The organism is Butyricicoccus sp. AM32-19 (assembly GCF_003480365.1).
Taxonomy (GTDB): Bacteria; Bacillota; Clostridia; order Oscillospirales; family Butyricicoccaceae; genus Agathobaculum; species Agathobaculum butyriciproducens.
The window spans coordinates 342,635-364,557 of the sequence record NZ_QUIX01000002.1 but is presented as its reverse complement, the minus strand read 5'-3'; the positions used below and the strand labels follow the sequence as shown (position 1 = coordinate 364,557).

Annotated in this window: 20 protein-coding genes; 10 read left to right on the top strand and 10 right to left on the bottom strand. The window is 54.4% G+C overall.

Annotated features, from left to right (window positions below):
* Positions 1–161: 161 nt before the first annotated feature.
* Entirely contained in the window at positions 162–2,300 is a 2,139-nt protein-coding gene (locus DW806_RS03700) for a hypothetical protein (RefSeq protein ID WP_118729130.1), read from the bottom strand.
* Positions 2,287–4,773 carry an efflux RND transporter permease subunit gene (locus tag DW806_RS03695; protein ID WP_243022620.1) on the bottom strand — a complete coding sequence of 829 codons (2,487 nt, stop codon included), beginning with the start codon at positions 4,771–4,773 and terminating at the stop codon, positions 2,287–2,289. The genes DW806_RS03700 and DW806_RS03695 overlap by 14 nt, the downstream gene beginning before the upstream one ends.
* A 199-nt stretch (positions 4,774–4,972) precedes the next feature.
* On the opposite strand from DW806_RS03695, the gene DW806_RS03690 reads away from it, so the two are divergent.
* On the top strand, positions 4,973–5,548 hold the full coding sequence (locus DW806_RS03690) for a TetR/AcrR family transcriptional regulator (RefSeq protein WP_116705151.1): 576 nt from the start codon (positions 4,973–4,975) through the stop codon (positions 5,546–5,548).
* A 66-nt stretch (positions 5,549–5,614) separates the two neighbouring features.
* Here the strand turns inward: DW806_RS03690 and DW806_RS03685 are convergent, their stop codons facing one another.
* Positions 5,615–6,745 carry an MGDG synthase family glycosyltransferase gene (locus tag DW806_RS03685; protein ID WP_118729129.1) on the bottom strand — a complete coding sequence of 377 codons (1,131 nt, stop codon included), beginning with the start codon at positions 6,743–6,745 and terminating at the stop codon, positions 5,615–5,617.
* A gap of 261 nt (positions 6,746–7,006) precedes the next feature.
* Here DW806_RS03685 and murC point away from each other — a divergent pair, with 261 nt between their 5' ends.
* The 4 genes from murC (at position 7,007) to DW806_RS03665 (ending at position 10,446) form a co-directional block, all read left to right on the top strand.
* Positions 7,007–8,383: a UDP-N-acetylmuramate--L-alanine ligase gene (gene murC / locus DW806_RS03680; RefSeq protein ID WP_118729128.1), complete on the top strand. Its 1,377-nt coding sequence runs from the start codon at positions 7,007–7,009 to the stop codon at positions 8,381–8,383.
* Between the two features lie 281 nt (positions 8,384–8,664).
* Positions 8,665–9,276: a cytidylate kinase-like family protein gene (locus tag DW806_RS03675; protein WP_110436100.1), complete on the top strand. Its 612-nt coding sequence runs from the start codon at positions 8,665–8,667 to the stop codon at positions 9,274–9,276.
* Positions 9,277–9,374: 98 nt separating this feature from the next.
* Positions 9,375–9,755 (top strand): hypothetical protein, encoded by a 381-nt coding sequence (locus DW806_RS03670; protein WP_118729127.1) that lies wholly within the window; start codon positions 9,375–9,377, stop codon positions 9,753–9,755.
* 64 nt (positions 9,756–9,819) lie between these two features.
* The gene (locus DW806_RS03665; RefSeq protein ID WP_118729126.1) at positions 9,820–10,446 is read left to right on the top strand and encodes a hypothetical protein; all 627 of its coding nucleotides are present in this window, start codon (positions 9,820–9,822) and stop codon (positions 10,444–10,446) included.
* A gap of 46 nt (positions 10,447–10,492) precedes the next feature.
* On the opposite strand, the gene DW806_RS15105 is transcribed toward DW806_RS03665, so the two are convergent.
* Positions 10,493–11,056 carry a hypothetical protein gene (locus DW806_RS15105; protein WP_158578276.1) on the bottom strand — a complete coding sequence of 188 codons (564 nt, stop codon included), beginning with the start codon at positions 11,054–11,056 and terminating at the stop codon, positions 10,493–10,495.
* A 168-nt stretch (positions 11,057–11,224) separates the two neighbouring features.
* Here DW806_RS15105 and DW806_RS03650 point away from each other — a divergent pair, with 168 nt between their 5' ends.
* The gene (locus DW806_RS03650) at positions 11,225–11,605 is read left to right on the top strand and encodes a metallopeptidase family protein (RefSeq protein WP_117751551.1); all 381 of its coding nucleotides are present in this window, start codon (positions 11,225–11,227) and stop codon (positions 11,603–11,605) included.
* A gap of 276 nt (positions 11,606–11,881) precedes the next feature.
* On the opposite strand, the gene DW806_RS03645 is transcribed toward DW806_RS03650, so the two are convergent.
* The 5 genes from DW806_RS03645 to DW806_RS03625 form a co-directional block, all read right to left on the bottom strand.
* Positions 11,882–12,406 carry a transcription repressor NadR gene (locus DW806_RS03645; protein WP_110436105.1) on the bottom strand — a complete coding sequence of 175 codons (525 nt, stop codon included), beginning with the start codon at positions 12,404–12,406 and terminating at the stop codon, positions 11,882–11,884.
* Between the two features lie 465 nt (positions 12,407–12,871).
* Complete coding sequence (locus DW806_RS03640) at positions 12,872–13,318, bottom strand: HEPN domain-containing protein (protein WP_117489955.1); 447 nt, start codon at positions 13,316–13,318, stop codon at positions 12,872–12,874.
* Complete coding sequence (locus DW806_RS03635; RefSeq protein ID WP_118729124.1) at positions 13,302–13,613, bottom strand: hypothetical protein; 312 nt, start codon at positions 13,611–13,613, stop codon at positions 13,302–13,304. The genes DW806_RS03640 and DW806_RS03635 overlap by 17 nt, the downstream gene beginning before the upstream one ends.
* Entirely contained in the window at positions 13,610–14,350 is a 741-nt protein-coding gene (locus DW806_RS03630; RefSeq protein ID WP_118729123.1) for an acyl-[acyl-carrier-protein] thioesterase, read from the bottom strand. The genes DW806_RS03635 and DW806_RS03630 overlap by 4 nt, the downstream gene beginning before the upstream one ends.
* A gap of 28 nt (positions 14,351–14,378) precedes the next feature.
* Positions 14,379–15,677, bottom strand: a complete 1,299-nt coding sequence (locus DW806_RS03625) for a glycoside hydrolase family 10 protein (protein WP_118729122.1) — start codon at positions 15,675–15,677, stop codon at positions 14,379–14,381.
* A gap of 474 nt (positions 15,678–16,151) precedes the next feature.
* Here DW806_RS03625 and DW806_RS03615 point away from each other — a divergent pair, with 474 nt between their 5' ends.
* Together DW806_RS03615 and DW806_RS03610 are read left to right on the top strand one after the other, a co-directional pair.
* A complete protein-coding gene (locus DW806_RS03615; protein WP_118729120.1) occupies positions 16,152–16,997 on the top strand; it encodes a PfkB family carbohydrate kinase in 846 nt (281 codons plus the stop codon).
* 60 nt (positions 16,998–17,057) lie between these two features.
* Complete coding sequence (locus DW806_RS03610) at positions 17,058–17,696, top strand: phosphoribosyltransferase (RefSeq protein ID WP_118360675.1); 639 nt, start codon at positions 17,058–17,060, stop codon at positions 17,694–17,696.
* 461 nt (positions 17,697–18,157) lie between these two features.
* On the opposite strand, the gene trmB is transcribed toward DW806_RS03610, so the two are convergent.
* On the bottom strand, positions 18,158–18,817 hold the full coding sequence (trmB, locus tag DW806_RS03605) for a tRNA (guanosine(46)-N7)-methyltransferase TrmB (protein WP_110436112.1): 660 nt from the start codon (positions 18,815–18,817) through the stop codon (positions 18,158–18,160).
* A 287-nt stretch (positions 18,818–19,104) separates the two neighbouring features.
* On the opposite strand from trmB, the gene malQ reads away from it, so the two are divergent.
* Together malQ and DW806_RS15625 are read left to right on the top strand one after the other, a co-directional pair.
* Entirely contained in the window at positions 19,105–20,598 is a 1,494-nt protein-coding gene (gene malQ / locus DW806_RS03600) for a 4-alpha-glucanotransferase (protein WP_118729119.1), read from the top strand.
* 83 nt (positions 20,599–20,681) lie between these two features.
* Positions 20,682–21,920, top strand: coding sequence for an HAD-IA family hydrolase (locus DW806_RS15625; protein WP_243022619.1), 1,239 nt, complete (start codon positions 20,682–20,684; stop codon positions 21,918–21,920).
* Positions 21,921–21,923: the final 3 nt, after the last annotated feature.

The window sequence follows — 21,923 nt, the reverse complement described above, 5'->3', positions numbered from 1 at the left end:
GGACCTCACCCCGCTGTTTCTACTTGAATTGCACCAATCAACGTCGATGATATAAATGGATTTGACAAACGGTTTCACACCATACGGTTACGCAATTATCCCCAACCTGTGGATAAGAAAAAAGGACAGGAAATTTTCCTGTCCTTTTGGTCTATATGCGGTTACTCTTCCGAAGCAAATACGCCGTAAATCGCGCTTGCGAGCTTCTTGAAGATATTCACGATACGCGCGAGAACGCCTTCGTCGGCAGCATCCTGATCCGAGGTGATAGCATCATCGTCATCGTCGGTCGAAATCTCCTGCGTGCGCAGGATGAACTGCAGACTGCTCGGTGTCGGGTTCATATTGCTTGTGACAGACTGCAGGTCGGCCGAGGAGTCGATATTGAGGATGTTGGTATCGTCCTCAAGGTCGGTCTTAGCGTCGTCGATGGCATTATGAATATCATCGGTCGCGTTCTGCAGCTTATTCGAGCTGTTCGAGCGGGAAGCCTTATCAAGCACATCGAGCAGGCCGTCGATGGTGGTCTGCGTGCTGGCATCCGCGTCGCTGCGAACCGAACGCAGTGTGCTGTTGACCGTGTCGAGCAGCTGGTAGGACGCGGTGAGCGTTTTGGTAGTGGTGTTGATCAACTCGGTGCCCTTGTCGATGGAGGACGAGGTGATCGAGGTCAGCTGGTTGAGCGACTCGGTCAGTGCCGGAATCTCGGTCAGCTGCTGGTTGACGCGGCCGAGTGTGGTGTTGGCGAGTTCGGTCAGCTTTTTGCCCTCGGCGGTGAAGTCCTGACCGAGACCCTTGTAATCGTCCAGAATGTCGCAGATGTCATCGAGATTGTCGAGCACATCACTGGTGGTTCCCAGGAAATTGTTAAGGGAGCCGCTCAGGCTGGACAAATCGCTGCTCACATCCTGCAAAGAATCACCGAGATTAGAGCTGTTATTCTTCATGGTGTCCAGTGTGCCGTTAATACTGTTATAGCGGTCATCGGAAATGAGGCCGTAGTCGTTCAGGTCTTTCAGTACATCCTGTACATTACTGATTGCAGACACAACATCGGACGAAATACTGCCGACAGGGTCGCTGAGGTCATCCAAATCGTTGCGCAGTGCCTTGAGGTCTTTCTGCATATCGGAGATATTTTTCTTCAGGCTGTCGATATACAGCCACTCCGAACCGGTCTTATCGTCCAGATCGTCCATCAGGTTTTCAAGATTGCCCAGCGAGGTCTTGATGTTCTTGAGAAGTGTCTGATACTCGGTGATATCCGCACCGGACTCCTCGAGCGTATTGAGAATGCTGTTCGTAGTCGCGTTCAGCTTAACGAGCGTGTCCTTGGTGTTGTTCAGCTCCGGAATCAGCGAATCGCTTTCGCCGGTCAGCTTTTCCAGAGCGGTCAGCGCGGCATCCGTCTTGGGATCAATGGTGCCGCGGTCCTTGATCAGCTGCTGGCGCACGGCGTTGATACCCGAAATACCGCTCGACATCGTACCCATGCCGTTCTGCATGGACTGCATGGTGTCGAGCATGCTGCTCATGCCGGAGTACAGGCTGTCGCTGGAATCGCTCAGGCGGTCCTTGACGTCCTTCAGGTCGGAGATGATATCCAGCGAGGACAGAGTAGCCGGCGTCATAAACATGAACATACCCATGTTCTCAAAGTTATCCGAGCCGATACGCACGGTGAACGTGCTTTCCTCGCCCGGCATACCCATGAATACGACCAGCTTGTAGGTTCCCACGGACTGAACCTGTGCACCCGGTGCATCAATGGAAAGCGCCTTGCTCATGTCGATACCGGTGCCGCAGACGAGCATCATATTGTTTTTGTAGTAGTCGCTTGCGTAGCTGTTCGGTACTGCGTGAATGGTGATCTCCACCAGACCGTTTGCGCCTGCACAGTCCTCCGCCTTGACCGAAACGCCGTTCAGCTTGTAGGAAACATCAAAGTTCCACGGCATCTGGATGTTGACATTGTCGGTCGGGATGCACTCGTAGTAGAAGCGCTGCTTGCTGGTGTCGGACAGCTTCCAGTACACCGAATTGTCCTTGATGACCGGCTCGTCGTAGGTGCTCATGTTGTACACATCTGCGTAGCTGCCGAAATCGGTGAACTCGGTGTGGCCGTTCAGGCTGACACCCTTTACGATGCGCGTATTGGTCGGCGCACCGTAGTAATCCATGTTGATATATACCGATTCGTCGGTTTCTACCGTGGGCTCGGCGGCCTGTGCCGCCTGCGGCAGCGTGAACGCAAGAACAAGCGAGGCTGCGGTCAGTCGGCGCAGCTTATCTGTTTTCATGGTCGTTCTCCTCCGTATTATCGTTCTGGTTGTCATTCTGGCTGTCGTTCGGCTTATTCTTGTCGCTGCCGAGACGCTGGGCCAGCTGTTCAAGCTGCTCCTTACGCATCTCAATGCGGTTATGGATGCGCATACGCAACTTTTTGCCGATCATGCGCTTGTGTGCAGATTCTTCGGTCTGCTGCTGTTTGGACGGCTCCTGCGTCGGCGGCGTGTAGTTCTGCGGCAGCTTGAAGCCATCGCCGTTCATCAGGTTCTTGAGCTTGAGGCGCAGCTCCTTGTTGCGCGCCTTGCGGTTCTCGCGGATCTGGTTCTGCAGGTTGACGCGCTGCTGGTGCAGCTCGCTCAGGATCGGCAGCTTGATCTTTGTCGCGCGGATCTTGTTCATCTTGGCGTGTTTCTTTTCTGCGTAATCCGACTTGACGATCCAACGGTCGAACAGCATCAGGCACATCGGCAGGAAGAACAGTACGAGAATGACCGAGATCAGCGCACCGCGGCCGATCAGCTGGCCCAGACCGGAAATCGCTTCGACCGAGGTCATGAAGTACAGGCCGTAGGCAACCGTCATAACGATCAGACCGGAGGTCATAACCGATTCGGCGCTGACCGATACCGCCCGTATTGCGGCTTCTTTTTTATCTCCTTGTGAGCGGGCATCCAGATAGTTGCCGGTCATCAATATTGAATAGTCAACCGTCGCGCCCAGCTGGATACAGCCGACGATGATAAAGCCGAGGTACATGGTTCGCTGACCGTAAATGTACGGCAGAGCGGTGTTGATGAAGATCGCGCATTCAATCGGGATGAGCACGACGATCGGCAGGATCAGTGCCTTGTAGGTGATCGCGATAACGAGTGCTACACCCAGCAGGGAAACGATGTTGACGCGGTTGTAGTCCGGTACAATAATATCCTTAATATCCTGCGTGGACGGCGTTACGCCGACGAGATAGGTCGTTTCGTTCGGGTAATACTTGTCAATGATCGCGCGGATGTTGTCCGAGAATTTGAAGGCATCGTCACTTTCACCGGCGGAACGCACGTTGATGATCACGCGTGCCCAGTTTTTCGAGTGCATCAGGCTGGTGATGTTCTCCGGCAGGAAATCCTCGGGAATGCCTTCCGGCAGAACGGACGACAGGCTGAGCGCGTACTTGACGTAGGACAGGTCGTTGATCTCCTCGGTCATCTTTTTCTCGGTGATGTTGCTGTCGGGCGGGACAAGCGCGATCATCATGTTGCTCTTGCCGAACTTGGCATTCATCTGCTGCTCGGCCTCGTAAACCGGTGTACCGGGTGAGTTTGCAACGGCCTCGTTGCCGTAAGAGAAATTCGCCATACCCTGTGCAATGTAGCACGGAATGATGATGATAAGAACCACAAGAAATACGATGCGACGGATTTTGTACGCAAATTCACCGATGCCGCGGCCCTGTTTGGGGATAAACGGACGGTGCTGCGTCTTGGCAATGATGTTCTGCGAACGCAGGATGAGCGCCGGCATGAGCAGCAGCACGGTCAGCAGACTGAGCGCGATGCCCTTTGCCAGTACGAAGCCCATATCCGGGCCGATGCCGAAGTTCATCAGCGCCATGGCGGCAAAGCCGACGATGGTCGTCATGCCGGAAGCGCCGATGGACGAAAAGGCGGTTCGCCAGGCGTTCGCCATCGCCTGTTCGGGTTCTGCACCGGTTGCGCGCTCCTGCGTGAAGGCGTGCAGCAGGAAGATGGAGTAGTCCATCGAGCAGGCCAGCTGCAGCACCGCACCAACGGCGTTAGACAGGAACGAAATCTCGCCGAAGATGATGTTCGTGCCCATGTTGATGAGGATTGCAATGCCGAGCACGGACAGGAACAGCACCGGCTCAAACCACGAGGTGGTCGTGATTGTCAGAATGATGTAAATAATGACGACGGCCAGTGCCATAACACGGGCGACCTCTTTGTTAATGGTCGGGCCGAGGTTGGTATCCGATACAGCGGAGCCTGCTACCAGACCTTTGTCACCGACGATGTTTTCAATCTCATGCACTGCCTTGTGGGTCTGGTTAGACGAGTCCTTGTCGGTGAAGATAACATCCATGTAGGCGGTGTTATCCTTGTAGTAGTCGTCGATATTGTCGTAGTTGATGAATTCGCTCGAGCCGTAGATATTGGTGGCCATATCGCACCACATGACCATGTCCACACCGTCAACGTCCGCGATACGGTCCTTTATGTTTTTGGCTTCGTACAGCGTCACATCCTCGAGCATGACGCGTCCCATGCCGGGATAGGTAAATTCGTCCTCCATGATGTCCAGCGCCTGTGCGGACGGAGACGAATCCGGCAGGTATTTTGTTAAATCGTAGTTGATCCCAACCATCGGCACACAGATTAAACTGAAGATGATCAGTACGATATAGATCTTTTCAATCAGTTTTCGATTGTTAATGATCAGGTCAACAGGGCTATGTCCTTTAAGTTTCACAAAGAAAACACCATCTTTCTCAGAAATAGATATTGTGTAGGATTTCTTTTCGTGTTATAGTATAGTACATAAGGATAACGAACGCAATAATCAAATATGATAAGAGTGAATGATAACGCACAAAAATATTGTATATGTTCGTTAAAATGCGAATTACGGAAATGGAACGGAAAAAGCAATATGAATGGAGTGAAATACCATGGCAGAAGTGGAGGATAAGCGCATCCGACGAACGAAAAAGCTGCTGCGGCAGGCACTGACGCGGCTGATGCAGCAGAAGGACTTCCAGAGCATCACCGTGACCGACGTAGTGCGCGAAGCGGATATCAACCGCGGCACATTTTATGCGCATTATCGGGACGTGTATGACCTGCGCGATAAGATCGAGACAGGGATGATCGAGGATTTCCGCGGGATGATCGCAGCCATCCGTCCGAGCGAGACGGTAACGCTCAAGCTGGTGCTCAGCCGTCTGATGGATTATCTGGAGGAGAATCGTGAGATCGTCACCGCACTCATCAAGGTCAATGCACCGGATGGTTTCGGCAAAAAGATGATCGGCGTTATCGAGGAATGCCGCATGGAGCTGCTGCCGTACCGCAGTGTCGAGGATGCGTATGCTGCACGCTTCCTTGCGACCGGTGTCATCGGCATGACCGAAAAGTGGATCACTGAGTCGCAGCCTATCCCGAAGACCGAGATGGTCAGCCTGATCACTAAGCTGCTGACACCGCTGACACCGCTGGTGCCGCAGTCGGAGGCAGCGCAGAACTGAGTAAATCAGTAGGAATTTAACGGCACGAAAGGGAGTACCCGCAGGCGGGTACTCCCTTTCACTGTATTATCGTTTACGCAGGACAAATTCAGCCAGCCGTTCGGTGGCATCCGGATGGGCGATCTCGCTCATGGTTCTCCGCACGGTCTCCAGCCGCACCGGATTGCAGAACAGCTCGTACACCGCCTCGTCGATCGGGAAGTGCTTGGTAATGAGCGCCGCCATGCCGTTGTTGACCAGAAAATCAACATTGCGCTCCTCGTGCCCTGGAATCGGATCGAACAGCAGCATCGGCAGGTTTTTCGCCAGAGCCTCGGACACGGTAAGACCGCCCGGCTTGGATACAATGCAGTCGGACGCGCTCATCATCACCTCTACGTTGTGTACAAAGCCGTAGGGATAGATCCTGCAGCTGCCCTGATAGTGTGAGGCAAACTGCTCTACATGGTAGAGCATCTTTTTGTTGTTGCCGCATACCACAAGAAACTGGAACGGCGTACCGATCTGCGACAGGCTTTCGATGTTCTTCACATGGTCGGCGTGGCCCATGCTGCCGCCCATCAGCAGGATGGTTTTCTTATTCGGGTCAATGCCGAGCTGTGCCGCCGCGTCCTCGCGGGACAGCTTTTCGTTGAATTTCGGGTGCACCGGAATGCCGAACGGCAGGATGCGGTCCTCCGGAATGCCGCGCTGCACACAGCGGTAGGTGAGCAGTTCACTCGCAGTGACGATGTACTGCACGCGCGGCACATCCTCCCAGTACGGGTGGAGCGTGTAGTCGGTAACAATGCCGATGGTCTCAATATCGGCGAGTTTTTTGCGTTTTTTCAGTTCATCGACCATCTGCGCCGCAAAAACGTGCGTACAGATGATAACATCGGGCACATGGTTTGCAATGACCTTGGCAAACTTGGACGCACCGAGTGCGTTGATGATATTGATAATGCTCGGCGCAGAGTTAAAATAGCTTGCGCCGTTGTTCTCGGCCAGTTGGTAGACCAGACGGTACAGCGTCTGCATGTGTTTGGAGGAGAACAGATAGCCCTTGTCGATGGTGGTTTTGATCAGGTTGCTGATATAGGCGTAAACATCCAGTGTGTGAACTTCCGCGCCCTTGGATTCCAGCATGTCGCCGATGGCCTTTGCGGTGGCATGGTGGCCGAATCCGGCGGTGACGGATAAAATCAGTACTCTCATACAATGCCTCTCCTTATATTGCGGCGTTTGTGCTGACCGGACTGGTCAGCACGCCTAAAGATATTTTATCGTAAACATGTGAAAAAATCAAACTACACTTTAGTTAAATGTATGCGGATAAGCGATATGCAGCGGTATTTCCGGTATCATATATTCCTTTTTTTCAGGTCCGGCAGGAGTTTTTCTCGGTTAGCTATTTTATTCCGGGCGATTTTGTACTATAATAAATCTGATAAACAAAAATACAGGAGGCTTAGGGAAATGGCTCTGTCTATTAAGCCCTACATTGAAAATAAGGAACGCATCCACCTGATCGGCATCGGCGGCGTATCCATGAATTCACTTGGCGAGCTGCTGCTCAGCCGCGGTGTGCCGATTTCCGGCTCTGACCGTCTGCGTACGGATGTTACCGCACGGCTGGAGGCTCTGGGTGCAAAGATTACCTACGAGCACAAGCCGGAGAACGTCGAGGGTGCGTCGCTCATCGTGCGTACCGCTGCTGTGCATGACGAAAATCCGGAGATTGTCCGCGCCCATGAGCTGGGCATTCCGGTCATGGAGCGTGCCGAGGCATGGGGACACCTCATGCGCGACTACGATAACGTGGTCTGTCTGGCAGGTACGCACGGCAAGACTACCTCGACCTCGATGATGACACTGATGACCATGGAGGCGCAGATGGACCCGACCGTTATGGTCGGCAGCAACCTGCCTGCCATCGGCGGTACGCTCCGGATCGGCGGCAAGGGCTGTTTTGTGGCTGAAAGCTGCGAATACTGCAACTCGTTCCTGCGCTTTGCGCCGACCGTTGCGGTTATCCTCAATGTAGAGGAGGATCATCTCGACTTCTTCAAGGATATCAACGACATCATCCACTCGTTCCATGAGTTTGCCGAGCTGACCCCGATGAACGGTCTTGTTGTCGTCAACGGCGATGACCCGCATGCAATGCGCAGTGTGGCAGGCATCAACCGCAAGGTCCGTACCTTCGGCACGAGCGCAACCTCGGACGTTTACCCGACCGACGTGCGCGATGAGAACGGCTACTACCGCTTTACCGTTATGGTAGAGGGGAAGGAGTACGCTAAGGTGGCACTGTCCGTTCCGGGTCGTCATAACATGCTGAACGCTCTGGCGTGCTGCGCCGCTGCCGAGTTTCTCGGTGTGCCGGGTGACGCTGCCGAGCGCGGTCTGAACAAGTTCACCGGTTCGTCCCGCCGTTTCCAGCTGGTCGGCAAAATGCCGAACGGCGCAACCGTCGTAGACGATTACGCGCATCATCCGAGCGAGATGAAGGCCACGCTGAACACCGCGAAGGAAATGCACTTCGACCGTATCCTGTGCGCGTTCCAGCCGCACACCTATACCCGCACCAAGGCGCTGTTCCCTGAGTTCGTAGATGCGCTCAAGCTGTGCGATCAGGCGGTTCTTGCTCCGATCTACGCCGCCCGCGAGAAGAATACCATCGGCATTTATTCCTCGGATATCGCCAGGGAGGTGCCGGGCGCGGTATCGTTTGACAGCTTTGACGAGATTGCGGATTATCTCCGTAAGGAGGCAGGCCCGAATGATCTGGTGCTCACCATGGGCGCCGGCAATATCAATGAAGTCGGACCGATGCTGATCAAGAATAAGTAAAGAGATAACGAGAAAACCCGCTTTCGAGCGGGTTTTCTTTTGTCAAAATAGATACGGTGTGCCGAGTTGTACCCTGGGGCACCTTCTCTTGCCTTTCGGGCAATTCACCTTGTGCCCCTGCCGGGCAGGCAAGACCCGTTCGCTTTGAAGCGAAAACCAATCAAATTTACAGAATGAAAAAATTTTTGAATCCTACTTGACAAAAACGCATAAATGGTTCATACTACAGATATAGAGAATTGTACAATTTGTATAATTCCGGTTGGTAAGGAGGGTGCGTTATGAATAACAACTTGATTATTACTATTGGTCGTGAATATGGTACCGGTGGTCGTGAGATCGGTCAGAAGCTGGCGCTCCGTCTGGGCGTTCCGTTCTATGACCGGGAACTTATTACCCGTGCGGCTAAAAAGACCGGATTTGACGAAAAACTGTTTGAGCAGCTCGACAAGCGTGCGACCAACAGCTTCCTGTACTCGCTGACGATGTTCGGTTCGGTTGGTCTGAACGGCATGAGCCTGACCGATCAGCTGTATCTGGCTCAGTCCAATATCATCCGCGAGATGGCAGAGGATTCCTCGTGTGTTATCGTCGGCCGCTGTGCAGACCATGTACTGCGTGACTTCCCGAATAAGTTCGATTTCTTCATCCATGGCTCGATTGAGGACCGTGTAAAGCGCGTTCAGACCTGCGGTGATTACGTCATCGAGGGCAAGACGCCCGAGGCTGCTCTCGAAAAGATGGATAAGCAGCGTTCTACCTATTACAATTACTATACCGGCAAGGTATGGGGCAAGTGCGACCATTACGACCTCTGCATTAACGCAGGCCGTCTGGGCGTTGAATATTCCACCGATATTATTCTGGAGTACATCAATCGCCTGAAGAAGTAACTGCTGTATAGGGAAAAGAGAAAAGAGAGAGTGCGGAAAGGTCGTCCCTTGCGGACGGCCTTTCGCATTTTTACAGATAAAAGGATAGGAGAAAAACGATGAAAATACGAAGAATTATTGCTGTATTCGCAGCGGTTTTTGTACCGTTTCTGCTATTTCGTGTGGGATCGGGATTGACCGAGCAGCAGAATGTCACACTGCGCGATTATACGGTTTCCGAGGATGGGAAAACGCTGACACTCCATGCAGCTGTCTTTCCGCCGATTGAGGATATCCGGGATTATAAGGACGAGCCGAAGAACGGCGAACATTATCTCACATTTTACAACGCATTCGGCAGTGCAAACACGATGAGTGCGGGATACACCGTTGTCCTGCCGATTGAGGATATGGATAAGGCGGTTTATTTTAATGATGCCGACGGATTCCATCTGGTTCTGCAGAAGAATGCGCTGACCGGTGAGTGGGTACGACCGTAAATTTCCGCAGAACAGGGAACCAAACCGCCCCGATTTCGTCTAACCGAACAAAGGAGGAATCGCTATGAAAAGATTGCTTGCAGGAACACTCACAGCGGCGCTGGTGCTTGGATTGACAGGATGCGCTGAGCCGGCAGATGAGCCGTTAACTGAAAAACCCGTCATCTACCTATATCCCGAACAGAAGACAGCGGTTTCCGTGTCGCTGGACTACGCGGGCACGCTGACCGCGACCTATCCGGCGTATGAGAACGGCTGGCACGTAACCGCCGAACCGGACGGCACGCTGTATGACGAGGCCGGAAATGAATACTCCTATCTGTTCTGGGAAGGCGAATCGAAGCCGGACTACGATTTTTCCAAGGGCTTCTGCGTCGCGGGAGCGGACACGGCAGACTTCCTCCACGAAACACTGGCTGAGATCGGTCTGACTCCGAAGGAGTACAATGAGTTTATCGTGTACTGGCTGCCGAAAATGCAGGAAAACCCGTACAATCTCATCTCGTTCCAGTCGGAACGCTACACCGACATCGCAAAGCTGGATATTGACCCGACACCGGACAGCGTTCTCCGCGTATTCATGGCGTGGAAGCCGTTGAGCAAGCCGCAGACCATCGAGCCGCAGACGTTCACGCCGTTTGCAAGAGACGGCTTCACCGTTGTGGAATGGGGCGGCTGCGAGGTGAAATGAGCACAAAAAAACCGCCGAAATTTCGGCGGTTTTTTTTTAAAGGGATTTAATCCTGCGAGGTACGCAGCTGCGGCATTGCAGTGCACAGCGGCTTCCAAACCAGGATGGAAATAGAGTAGTCCAGCATGGAGTGAATGACCGTGCCGAGACCAACCAGCAGAACAACGCTTGCAACAAAGCCGTTTGCGAGCTGCTCAGCAGTGAACAGCGCACCGGACATAAAGAACGGCGTAACGATGATCATCTCGGCGGCAGCGTGCAGCAGTGCAATGATGAAGTTGAATACGGTGCTTGCAACCGGACGGTTGATGATATCCGGATTGCGCTTGAGATAGGCTGCACCGATGAACGCGAACACGATATGGGACGCCGCACGCAGTGCAATGATTGCCGGCGTGGTAAGGAAGAAGCCAATGGTTGTGCCGATGCAGACCGCTACGGCAACCGCCGGAGAGATGAACATGCCGAGGAATACGGCAACGTGGCTTGCCAGCGTGAAGGACATCGGGCCAAGTACGATACGCGGCATAAACATCGGGACAACAATGCCAATGGCACAAAGAATACCGGCCAGCACCATGTGGTACAGCTTGTTTTTCGTCATAGTCATAAGTGATACAATTCCTTTCCGATCCCTTTATTTGTGAACAGATAGAAGTATACAACACGGAGCAACACTTGTCAAGACACATTGTTCATAAAAAGTTTGGTTGCCTGAAAAAACAGGTTGTGATATAGTAAGGGCAGACAAGCAGCAAGGTCAGAAAGGAAGACAGGCATGATCTCGATTGACCGATTTGAAGAAATTTTATCCGATCTTGCGGAGGAGATTCCGCAGTCGTTTTACGAGGAGCTGAACGGTGGTATCGTCGTGGAACCCGGGTATCTTCTGCACCCGGAGGACCGCAACGGCACGCTGTATGTGATGGGGCAGTACCGCATTGATCCGGCGATGGGCAAGTATATTGTAATGTACTACGGCTCGTTCAAGCGGGCGTACCGCCATTTGGATGAGGACGAGCTGACCGAAGAAATGCGAAAAGTCCTGCGGCATGAATTCCGCCACCACGTTGAAGGACGAGCCGGTGTGCGTGATCTGGAGGTATGGGATGCGGAGCAGATCGCTATGTATAAGGAGCAGCAGGCAGATAACGAGTAAAAGAAAACCACCCGAACGAAATCTGTCGTTCGGGTGGTTGCGGCTGTCGCGAAACTACAGTTTCGCCGACAAGCAGGAACGGACCGCAGGCCGTTCCAAAGTCGTCCGAAAGTTCCTCCAGAAGTGTAAAAAGCCAGATATATGCTCCGGCTTTTTACGAATTTGCACAGCAAATTCTATTTCATGCGCGCTGCCGCGCGGCAGCGTCAGCATCGCGAAAACGGACTTTATTGATAGACTGAACCACCCGAACGAAATCTATCGTTCGGGTGGTTTTTAGTTATCCTCGAGCAGCAGAAAGCCTTTGTCCTTGAGCCCCTGAATTACGCGTTCGAGCGTTTTCTCATCCGTAGCGCGGATGGTGTGCAGGTGGATGCCGCCGGTCAGGTTGGACAGCGGCCGGGAACCGGACTGCTGAATCTTCTCGTTAAACGCGTCGGCGTCATACCGCGAGAAAATATGCAGCGGTGCACAGATCTGACCGTATACAGCGTGCTCGACCGTCACATCAATCACGGCTCCGCCGAGATCGACAACCGTGTATAGCTCCTCAAGCATGCGGCTGTTGTCGTGGTGGCTGACAATGTGCCGCTCCGCACAGGCCGGCGCCGAGGTGTTCTCCAGAATATATCCGCGCGGCGTAGCGAGCACGGCTAATCCGCCTGCACGCAGCAGCGCAACATCGCCTACAATAATCTGGCGGCTGACACCGCATTGCGCGGCCAGCGCGGTCGCCGATAACGGCCCGTTCGCCTGTGCAAGCAGGTGGGTGATTTTAGTGCGTCGTTCCGCAGCGTTCATGGTTAGTCACTCCTTACATCCTTATATGATAGCAAAAGTTGACGGAGTATGCAAGTGTCAAGATGGGAGAGATTATGCAAGGTAGGAGTGAGGAGGTAAGAGTTGAAGGATAGGTGTAATTCACAGGTGCCGTCCGTAGCCCCAGACGAACGAGTTGCGCGGTGCGAGCATCTCCCGGAGTGCCCTTCGGGCAATTCACCTTGTGTCGCGCCTGCGGAGAGTAGCCGATATGTGTAGCAGTAAGGTATCTGTGAACTGCGAATATTTTACGAAACAAACGCAAGAGTAACCCGACTGCCGTTCCCCTTTTCGAAGCGGTCGCCGGTCTCTGGTATGCGCCAGACTAACAAACAAAAGGAAACTGGAGTCCCAAGAGGATAGAAACCTTGGTGTCTATCCTTTTGGAACCCCAGCTAAGGGTTAGCACCTATTCCTAATTCGTTAGGCAAACAGCGCAAATAAAAATTATCTGCGCTGCACAATCTCATGCGGTCTCCCGCCCTCATACAGCTGCTGCCGAATCGCGGCAAACATCCGCTCTGCCATATCCAGATACCGGCGGACCTCCAGCTCATCAATCTCAAACGGCAGGTCGGTTGGATACCGCGTCTCAATATATAAATCGTTGAGCGCCGCACTCTCGTCCAGATATTCGGAGAACGCCTTCGAGTCCAGCTGGATCGCCTGACGGCACAGGTACGTCAGGTTGTGTCCGTCAAAATGCCGTCCGGTGCGGAACAGCAGATAACCTTTCAGTGCCTTTTCAATCGCCTGCTGGCAGTGGAACGCGATGTTGTAATGATCGCCGCCATAGGTCAGCAGCAGACGTGCGGCCTGCAGGTCGCACAGCGCCTTGTCCAGCCATTTGTAGTAAAAACAGCTGTCGGATGCACCTTTACGTCGCCTGGTCATAAATCACCTTGCCTTTCCGGGCGATCCATGCGGCATACGAGGTACTGTCCGTGCAAAGCTCCGCCCATTCCTCGGTGGTGTAAACGCTCAGACTGACGGGTACGGAAACCGTAATCGCCAGGTGCAGGTGTGTGCGCAGTGTGCGGCAGTTGGCGCTCTCCGGCACGATAATGCAAAGGCTGAATGCCTTGAGCTTGTCGGTTGCCATCGTACGCTTTTCCGCATACAGGATGATTTTGACCGGCTGGCACGCGTCCAAAATGTCGCATACAGCCTGCTCGATCGCTTGCGTCATACCAATCCCTCCTTCGGGTCGGGCAGCGGCGAAAGCGTGGCAAGCGCCTCGAAGCGGGTTCTGCCATCGGCTTCACCGCGAATGTAACGTGCGCTGTCCGCCGTGCCGGTCAGCAGCGAAAGCGATTCGCCGCAGGCGGTTTCGGCGGTGTAGTTGACCTGCAGCTCGGAGACAAAACCCGGCTGCTTGTACAGGTCGAGCGCGTCCGAGATCAGCTCGACCGCACGCACGTTGTTGACATGATTGTTGACATCCAGATCCGAATAACGGACCTCGTGAACATGATGCAGGCGTACATTGTCGCACGACAGCTTGGGCAGCGGCGCAAACAACTCTCCGCGGGAGGTGTGCAGGTACTGCTCGGCTTCGGGAAATGCGCTCGGACGCACAATGCGGTGCGTCTCCGGGTCGAGCGTTACCCACATAGACTGTGCGTCGCCAACCGGCTTGTTATCCACAAAAAACGAGAAACTGCGGTACCAGCTTGCACCCTTGATGCCCGGACACCACGTTTCGCACCGCAGCCGCTCATACGGCAGCAGCGGACGTGTCAGCCGCGCTTTCATGCGCGAGAGTACCCACACGATCCGCAGATCGAGCGGACCGATGTGCAGCGCTTCTGCGTGGACGGTCGCCGCGTCCTGCATGATATTCCATAGGAAGGACGGCTTGGCAATGCCGCGGTTGTCAATGTGGCTGTAATTCACCTCATATTCACGGGTGAGTAGATCGACCATGGGAATGCACCTCCGAAAAAATGTGCGGTTAGCGGAACAGGGAAACGATAAAGCGGGAAAGCATATCCAGCAGGGTAGCCTGCTGCTGTGCTTCCTCCTGGGTGATGGTGCCGGAATTGTCGGTATCCGGCTTGGTGACCGGCTTATCCTCCGCGTAGTGCGTGGTCAGGAAGGCCGGACAGCCGTCGATGGACTCAAGGGAGGCATAGCTGAAAAATACCTCGCCCTGAATATCTATGCTGTCATCGAGCAGAGTAAGCTGACGCTCGATTTCATCCGTGCCGTACCAGGTATCACCGGGCTGCGCTTCCGCCGAACGGTATGCGCCGATGCCGATGTACAGCGCTACATCGCTGGTGGAAACCGCCTTCTGCCACCACTTGACGAGCGTCTGGAAGTCAGCAGGCTCAAAGCCGATCGACCAGTACAGCTGCGGACAGATATAGTCTACTGTGCCGGCGTTGATCCACTGCAGGGAATCGCAGTATAGCTCGCTGTATGAGGACTGCCCCTGCGTGTTGCTGCCCTTGGAGTTTGCGCTCTTGTTTTCCCAGATACCGGCGGGACTGACACCGAACGAGAGGTTCTTATCCAGCGTATGCAGTGTCTCATCCAGAGCAGCGATGAGTGTGTTGACGTTGTCGCGTCTCCAGTCACCGATCCTGCTGAAATCCTGACCGTAGCGCTCGTAAGTCGCCTCATCGGCAAAATCCGTACCCGGATAGAAATAATCGTCCAGATGAATGCCGTCTACGTCGTAATTCTTGACGATCTCAGCCGCACCGTCTACGACAAGCTGCTGTACCGCCGGAATACCGGGATTGAAGTAGTAGTTGTCGTTGTATTTGACAACCCACTCCGGATGCTGCTTGGCCGGACTGGAATCCGGGATTGCATTCCATTCGTCCTCGCCGTCAATCGTAATGCGGTACGGATTGATCCACGCGTGCAGCTGCAGACCGCGCTCGTGCGCTGCGGTTACCCAGTAGCCGAGGGCGTCAAAGCTGCCGTTCGGCGCCTGACCGGCCGTGCCGCTGACATAGCGGCTCCACGGAAACAGCTCGGACGGATACAGTGCATCGGCGGAAGGCCGAACCTGAAGGAATACCGTGTTCAGGCCCATTGCGGCAATATTGTCCAGCTCGGTGTCGGCCTCGGCCTTGAGCTGGTCGGCGGTCATGCCCTGCTCGGAGGGGAAATCAATATTATGTACGGACGCGACCCAGACACCGCGCATATTGTCCTTTGCGGGCTGAGCGGCATAAGCGCCCGGTATCATCAGCATGGTCAGCGCCAGCACGATGGATAGAATGCGTTTTTTCAGCATGAAGAATCTCCTTTTATCCGGAAGCTGCTTTCATAACCATTGCATACTCTGCTTGTGAAAGCAGCTTCGCCAATTTGTTACCCTATATTATACCACAACCGCTCGGGAAATTTAAGTACATAATGTGAATTCTGGCAGACAGGTGCGTTGACAGAAAAGGTTTTTCATTGTATGCTGAAATACAGACAGGGCAATACCGAATAATTGAACAAGAGCGATTTGTGAGTAAATTTTGCGTACTGACAAGACGCGGTTTTGCAGCAATACTTGCCGTATTGCAAGAAATCTCGGCAGCGCGGACGGAACTCGCGCAAGGAACCGAAGCCAAAATCAGAACACAAAATTTTCGCAAAGCGCCGCGGCAGCGCGACCGGAGCCTGCGCAAGAAGCCGCGGCAGCGCGACCGGAGCCTGCGCAAGAAGCCGCAGCTTTAATTGTGCGGTGTTGCCATAGAGTAAGAAGGAGAGCAAATCCATGCAGAAAAAGGTTTTAGCGCTGCACGATCTGTCGGGTTTCGGACGTTCGTCGCTTGTGCCGATCATTGCAGCGATTTCGGCGGCAGGACACCAGTGCGTGCCGCTGCCGACCGCATATTTTTCCACGCACATGGCCATTCCCGGCTGGGAAACGGTCGATCTGACCGGTGTTATGCCGCGTGTCATCGACCAGTACGACCGGTTAGGGTTACGGTTTGAGTCGGTGTACGCGGGCTTTCTCGGCTCGGCAGATCAGATCGACTGCGTGCGGGATGCCGTACTGCGGCTGAAATCCGAAAACGGCACGGCGTTCATCGACCCGGTGATGGGCGACAACGGTGAGGTCTACGCCACCTATACACCCGAAATGTGCACGCGTATGCGCGAGTTGTGCGAAATTGCGGATATCATCACGCCGAATACGACCGAAGCGGCTATCCTGCTCGACCGCGACCCAGCCTCCGCACCGCAGAACGAAACGGAAGCACAGGAGTGGCTGCATGCACTTCACAGCCGCTACGGCGCACAGGTTGTGCTGACCGGTTTGGATTACGAGCCGGGGAAGGTCGGTTCCGGCTGTCTGTCTGCGGACGGCGGCACCATCAGCCTGCACGAGAGGATCGCGCAGTATTATCCCGGCACCGGAGACCTGTTTGCGGCGGTCGTGCTCGGCGCGCTGCTGAACGGCAGGGGGCTTGCCGATGCCTGTGCGCTCGCCGGCGAGTTCGTCAAGGACTGCATCGCCTACACTGCCGCGCAGCATACCGACCCTATGCATGGCGTGCAATTTGAAAAGCTGCTGCCGCGCCTTTTTTCTTGCCACGAGAACCAGACTGAGGTATAATATAGATAGATTCTCAGATATTCCCCGATAGGGGTGCGCTGTAAGAAAGGTGGTTTTTGTATGAAGCAGTCGATCCGCATCACCTCCCGTGTGAACAAGCGACTTTACGCGGACGCGATACCGGGGCATTTTGCCACGAATCATTCGCACATCAACTACTATATTGATATGTCCGAGATCAAGCACAGCATGGCAATGTCCAGAGAAGCCGCGCGCAGCATTGCATACCAGTTATCGTCCACCAGCATTGATACACTGCTGTGCATGGAAGGCACGGAGTACATCGGCGCGTATCTCGCCGGTGAGCTGTCGAGCGTGGGCATGGGCAATGTCAACAGCGGCAAGGATATTTATCTTGTCGAGCCGGACAGCAACGTCAACGGTCAGTTTGTGTTCTCGGATAACCTGCGCCATATGATCGAGCACCGTAATGTGCTTGTGCTGGTCAATTCCGCATCCACCGGTCAGACCTTCTCGCAGGCGAAGGAGTGCGTTGAGTATTACGGCGGCCGCGTTTCCGGCTTTGCGGCGTTGTTCTCCAATATCAGCGAGCTGAGCGGAAAAAAGGTTGTCAGCCTGTTCTCCGGCGCGGATTTCCCGCATTACCAGAACTTTGTGCGCGGCAAAGCCTGCCCGGACTGTGCCGCAGGCACTCCACTGGATGCAATCGTCACCCCGAGAGGGTACAATAAGCTGTAACGGGCAAGAGGAAAGCGTGAGCTTTCCTCTTTTTTATGCGTATAGAATGGAAAATTGAGAATGGAAAATGAACGCGATGGTTTCTCTCGCCCTTCGGGCAATTCACCTTGTGTCGCGCCTGCAGAGATGAAATGGTATGTGTAGCAGTATGGAATCTGACACTGCGAATAGGTAGAGAAATGGGCGCACTCTGTGCGCCCCTACGGAAGAAAAAATCCTCTGCCGTTCCCCATTTTCGAAGCGGTCGCCGGTCTCTGGTCTGCGCCAGACTATCTTAGGAAAGGGGTGATTCACAAGAGGGTGGAAACCTTGGTGTCTACCCTCTTGTGCCCCTGCCGGGCAGGCAAGATTTCGTTCGCTTCGCAAGCGCTCAACCACCGTCTGGCAGAGACTAACAAACAATACTGATAACCGGAACTTTGAAAAAGCAAAAGAGGAAGGTAAAAACCTTCCTCTTTCGTTTACTTTTTCAGAAATTCCGGCAGACGGCGGCGTGCCTCCAGACGATAAATCCGGTAGCCCTCCGCGGAGAACTTCTCCTCATACTCGGTCATGACATTGCCCTCAAAGTCCGAGTTATGCAGATCGAGCGAGATATTCTGAATCAGCCAGCCAAACTGGCAGATCTCCTGCAGACTCCACTCGAAAAAGCGCTGATTATCCGTCTTGAAGCATAGATCACCCTGCTGACGCAGGATTTCATCGTATACTTCCAGGTACGCACGCCACGTCAGCCGGCGCTTGCGCTGACGGTTGGGCGGCCATGGATCGGAGAAATTCAGGTAAATGCGGTCCACCTCACCGGGCGCGAACACTTCGCGCAGCTCAGCCGCGTCGAAGGATACAAACCGCAGATTGGGCAGCGGCTGCTGCTGGCAGCGCTCGGCTGCCATGATGAGCGCACCTTCCTCGCGCTCGACCGCGATAAAATTCACATCCGGGTGCTGCTCGGCCATGCCGATGGCAAAACGGCCCTTGCCGCAGCCGATCTCCAGATGGATCGGATTGTCGTTGCCGAACAGGGCGCGCCACTTGCCGCGTTTTTCCTTCGGCTCGAACGCCATAACGTCCGCACAGGCGGCAAATCGAACGTCCAAGTTTTTCTTTTTGCGCATTCTCATGCGTGATAAACCCCTTACATCAGTGTTATAGTACGGAAAACTGTCCTCAAACGGGACGAAAAAAGAGTAAGCTGCCGCAGAATACTCCGGTCTGCGGCACATCTTCTGCAATAATAGACATAATATTATACCACAGAGAGATAGTATGACACAACCGTTATCTCAGCCAAATTTACAGAAAGACCACAACTTTCACAAAAAATATGCAAATTTGCAGATAGTTCTTGGTTAAATGATACATCTGTGCTATAATAACAACAGATCCACTGACAGAGGGAGAGAAGGATATGTTTAAGCGTTCCAGCGGCGTGCTTGCGCACGTCACTTCACTGCCTTCGCCGCACGGCGTGGGCACCATGGGCAAAACCGCCCGTGATTTTGTAGATTTTCTGGCGGCGGCGCACCAGACCTACTGGCAGGTGCTTCCGCTCGGTCATACCGGCTTTGGCGATTCGCCGTACCAGTGCTTTTCGGCAGCGGCGGGCAATCCGTATCTGATCGACATGGATCTGCTCGTTGAGGACGGTCTGCTCACCGCGGATGAGGTTCGTCAGGGCGACTTCAACGCTTCGGCGGATACCGCGGATTTCGAGCAGCTGGCCGATACCCGCTGGCCGCTGTTCCGCAAGGCATACAGCCGCGTGACACCGGAAATGCGTGAGAAAATTGCCGTCTTCACTGAGAAGAACAGTGAATGGCTGCCGGATTACGCGCTGTTTATGGCGCTCAAGGAGGAGAAATACCATCACATGCCGGTCTACATGTGGCCGGACAAGGATGTGCGCGACCGCAAGCCTGCAGCACTCGAAAAAGTGACCGCAGAGCTGCGTGACGAGGTGGATTTCCGGATTTTTCTGCAGTATATCTTCTTCAAGCAGTGGACGGCACTGCGCGAGTATGCCAACGAAAAGGGCATTCAGATCATCGGTGATATCCCGATTTACGTTTCCGCCGACTCGTCCGATGTATGGACGCACCCCAAGCTGTTCAAGCTGAAGCCCGACCGCAGCCCCAAGCTGGTAGCAGGCGTACCGCCTGATTACTATTCTGCAACCGGTCAGCTGTGGGGCAACCCCGTGTACAACTGGACGGCGCACAAGGCGGAAAACTACGCGTGGTGGATCTGGCGCATGAAGAGCAACATGGCGCTGTTCGACGTGGTGCGTCTCGACCATTTCCGCGGTTTTGCCGCTTACTGGGAGGTCGGCGCGGACGAGGAGACCGCCATCAACGGAAAGTGGCGCAAGGGTCCGGGCATGGAACTGTTTAACGCCATCGAGAAGGCGCTCGGTCCGGTGCCGCTCATTGCGGAGGACCTCGGCGTGCAGACCGATGAGGTCAAGGAACTGCTCGAAGAAAGCGGTTTCCCGGGCATGCGCGTGCTGATTTTCGGCTTTACGCCGGATTACGACAACGAGCATCTGCCGCACAACTATAAGCCGAACAGCATCGTCTATACCTCGACGCACGATTCGCAGACCGTGTGCGAGCAGATCATGGACATCTGCTCCGAGCCGGAAAAGCAGTTTGCATACCGCTATCTGCGTACCTCGCACGCCGAGGCCATGGGCTGGAGTGCCATCAAGTGCGTATGGGCGTCCTCGGCGAACATCGCTATGACGACCCTGCAGGATCTGCTCTCGCTCGGTGCGGATTCCCGCATGAATACGCCTGCCACTATCGGCGGCAAGAACTGGCGCTGGCGCGTGCGCGCGGAAGCGCTCAACCCGACGGTTTCGTCCATGCTCGGTGAAATTACCAAGACGTATATGCGCGGGTAAGAAAATGTGCTATAATGATACCGCATCACGGGATTCTGTGGTGCGGTATTCTATTTTCACGGACAAGAAAAGGACGAATATGTATGAAAATGACAACTGCCATTTTTGATTTAGACGGTACGCTGCTCAACTCGCTCGGTGATCTGTGTGACAGCGTAACCCATGCCGTGGAGAAGCACGGCTTTCCGCCGGTGAGCATGGAGCAGACGCGCATCCGCATCGGCAACGGCGTGCGCAAGCTGGTCGAGCGCAGCATTCCCGAAGAGAGCCGCACGGACGAGATGATCGACATCTGTCTGGCGGATTTCCGCGCGTTCTACGGCGAGCACATGATGAACCGCACGCATCCGTATGAGGGCATTGTTTCGGTGCTCGAAACGCTCAAGGAGAACGGCGTGACGGTCGGGGTGCTGTCGAACAAGTACGATTCCGCCGCGAAAGCGCTGATTGAGCACTATTTCGGTGATTTAGTAAGCATTACCTATGGCGAACGCCCGAATATCCCGCGCAAGCCGGATCCGACAAGCGTGCTCGGACTGCTGGACGAACTGGGCGGCGACAAGGAAACGACCCTCTACATCGGCGACAGCGCGACCGATATGCAGACCGCAGTAAACGCAGGATTGACCGCCATCGGTGTTGCCTGGGGATTCCGCTCGGCGGAGGAACTGCGTGCATCCGGTGCGGACGCGCTTGCATATGAGCCGAGCGATCTGCTGCCGCTGTTTGCGTACGGCGTGCCCGATGTGAGCAAGGCGGAAAAGGCTCTGACCGATTACGGCTTTGGTTTCCGCTACTTTGAAACGAAAGATGAGGCAGTTTCCTACCTGAGAGACACCTGTGCAGGCAAATCCGTGTCGATGGGCGGCTCAATGACGATGAAGCAGCTTGGTTTTCCGGAGAACTTTGCGGACAGCACGGACGTGCACTGGCATTGGATCGACAAGGGCGTGTACTGCCAGACGCCGGACGTTTACCTGTCTTCAGCGAACGGACTGAGTGAGACTGGCGAGATCGTCAACATCGACGGCAAGTGCAACCGCGTGGCGGCCACGCTGTTCGGACCGAAGCGCTGCATTTTCGTGTGCGGCGTGAACAAGCTGCGTCCCGACCTGCAGAGCGCCATCGAGCGGGCAAGAAATATTGCCGCTCCGCTCAATGCCAAGCGGCTGAATAAAAAAACGCCTTGTGCAGTGGACGGCAGGTGTCACAACTGTAAGAGTCCGGAGCGTATCTGCCGCGCCATGGTCATTCATATGGGCGTGCCGAGCGGATTTGAAAGCTGTGAGGTCGTGCTCATCGGTGAAAAACTGGGCTTCTGACAA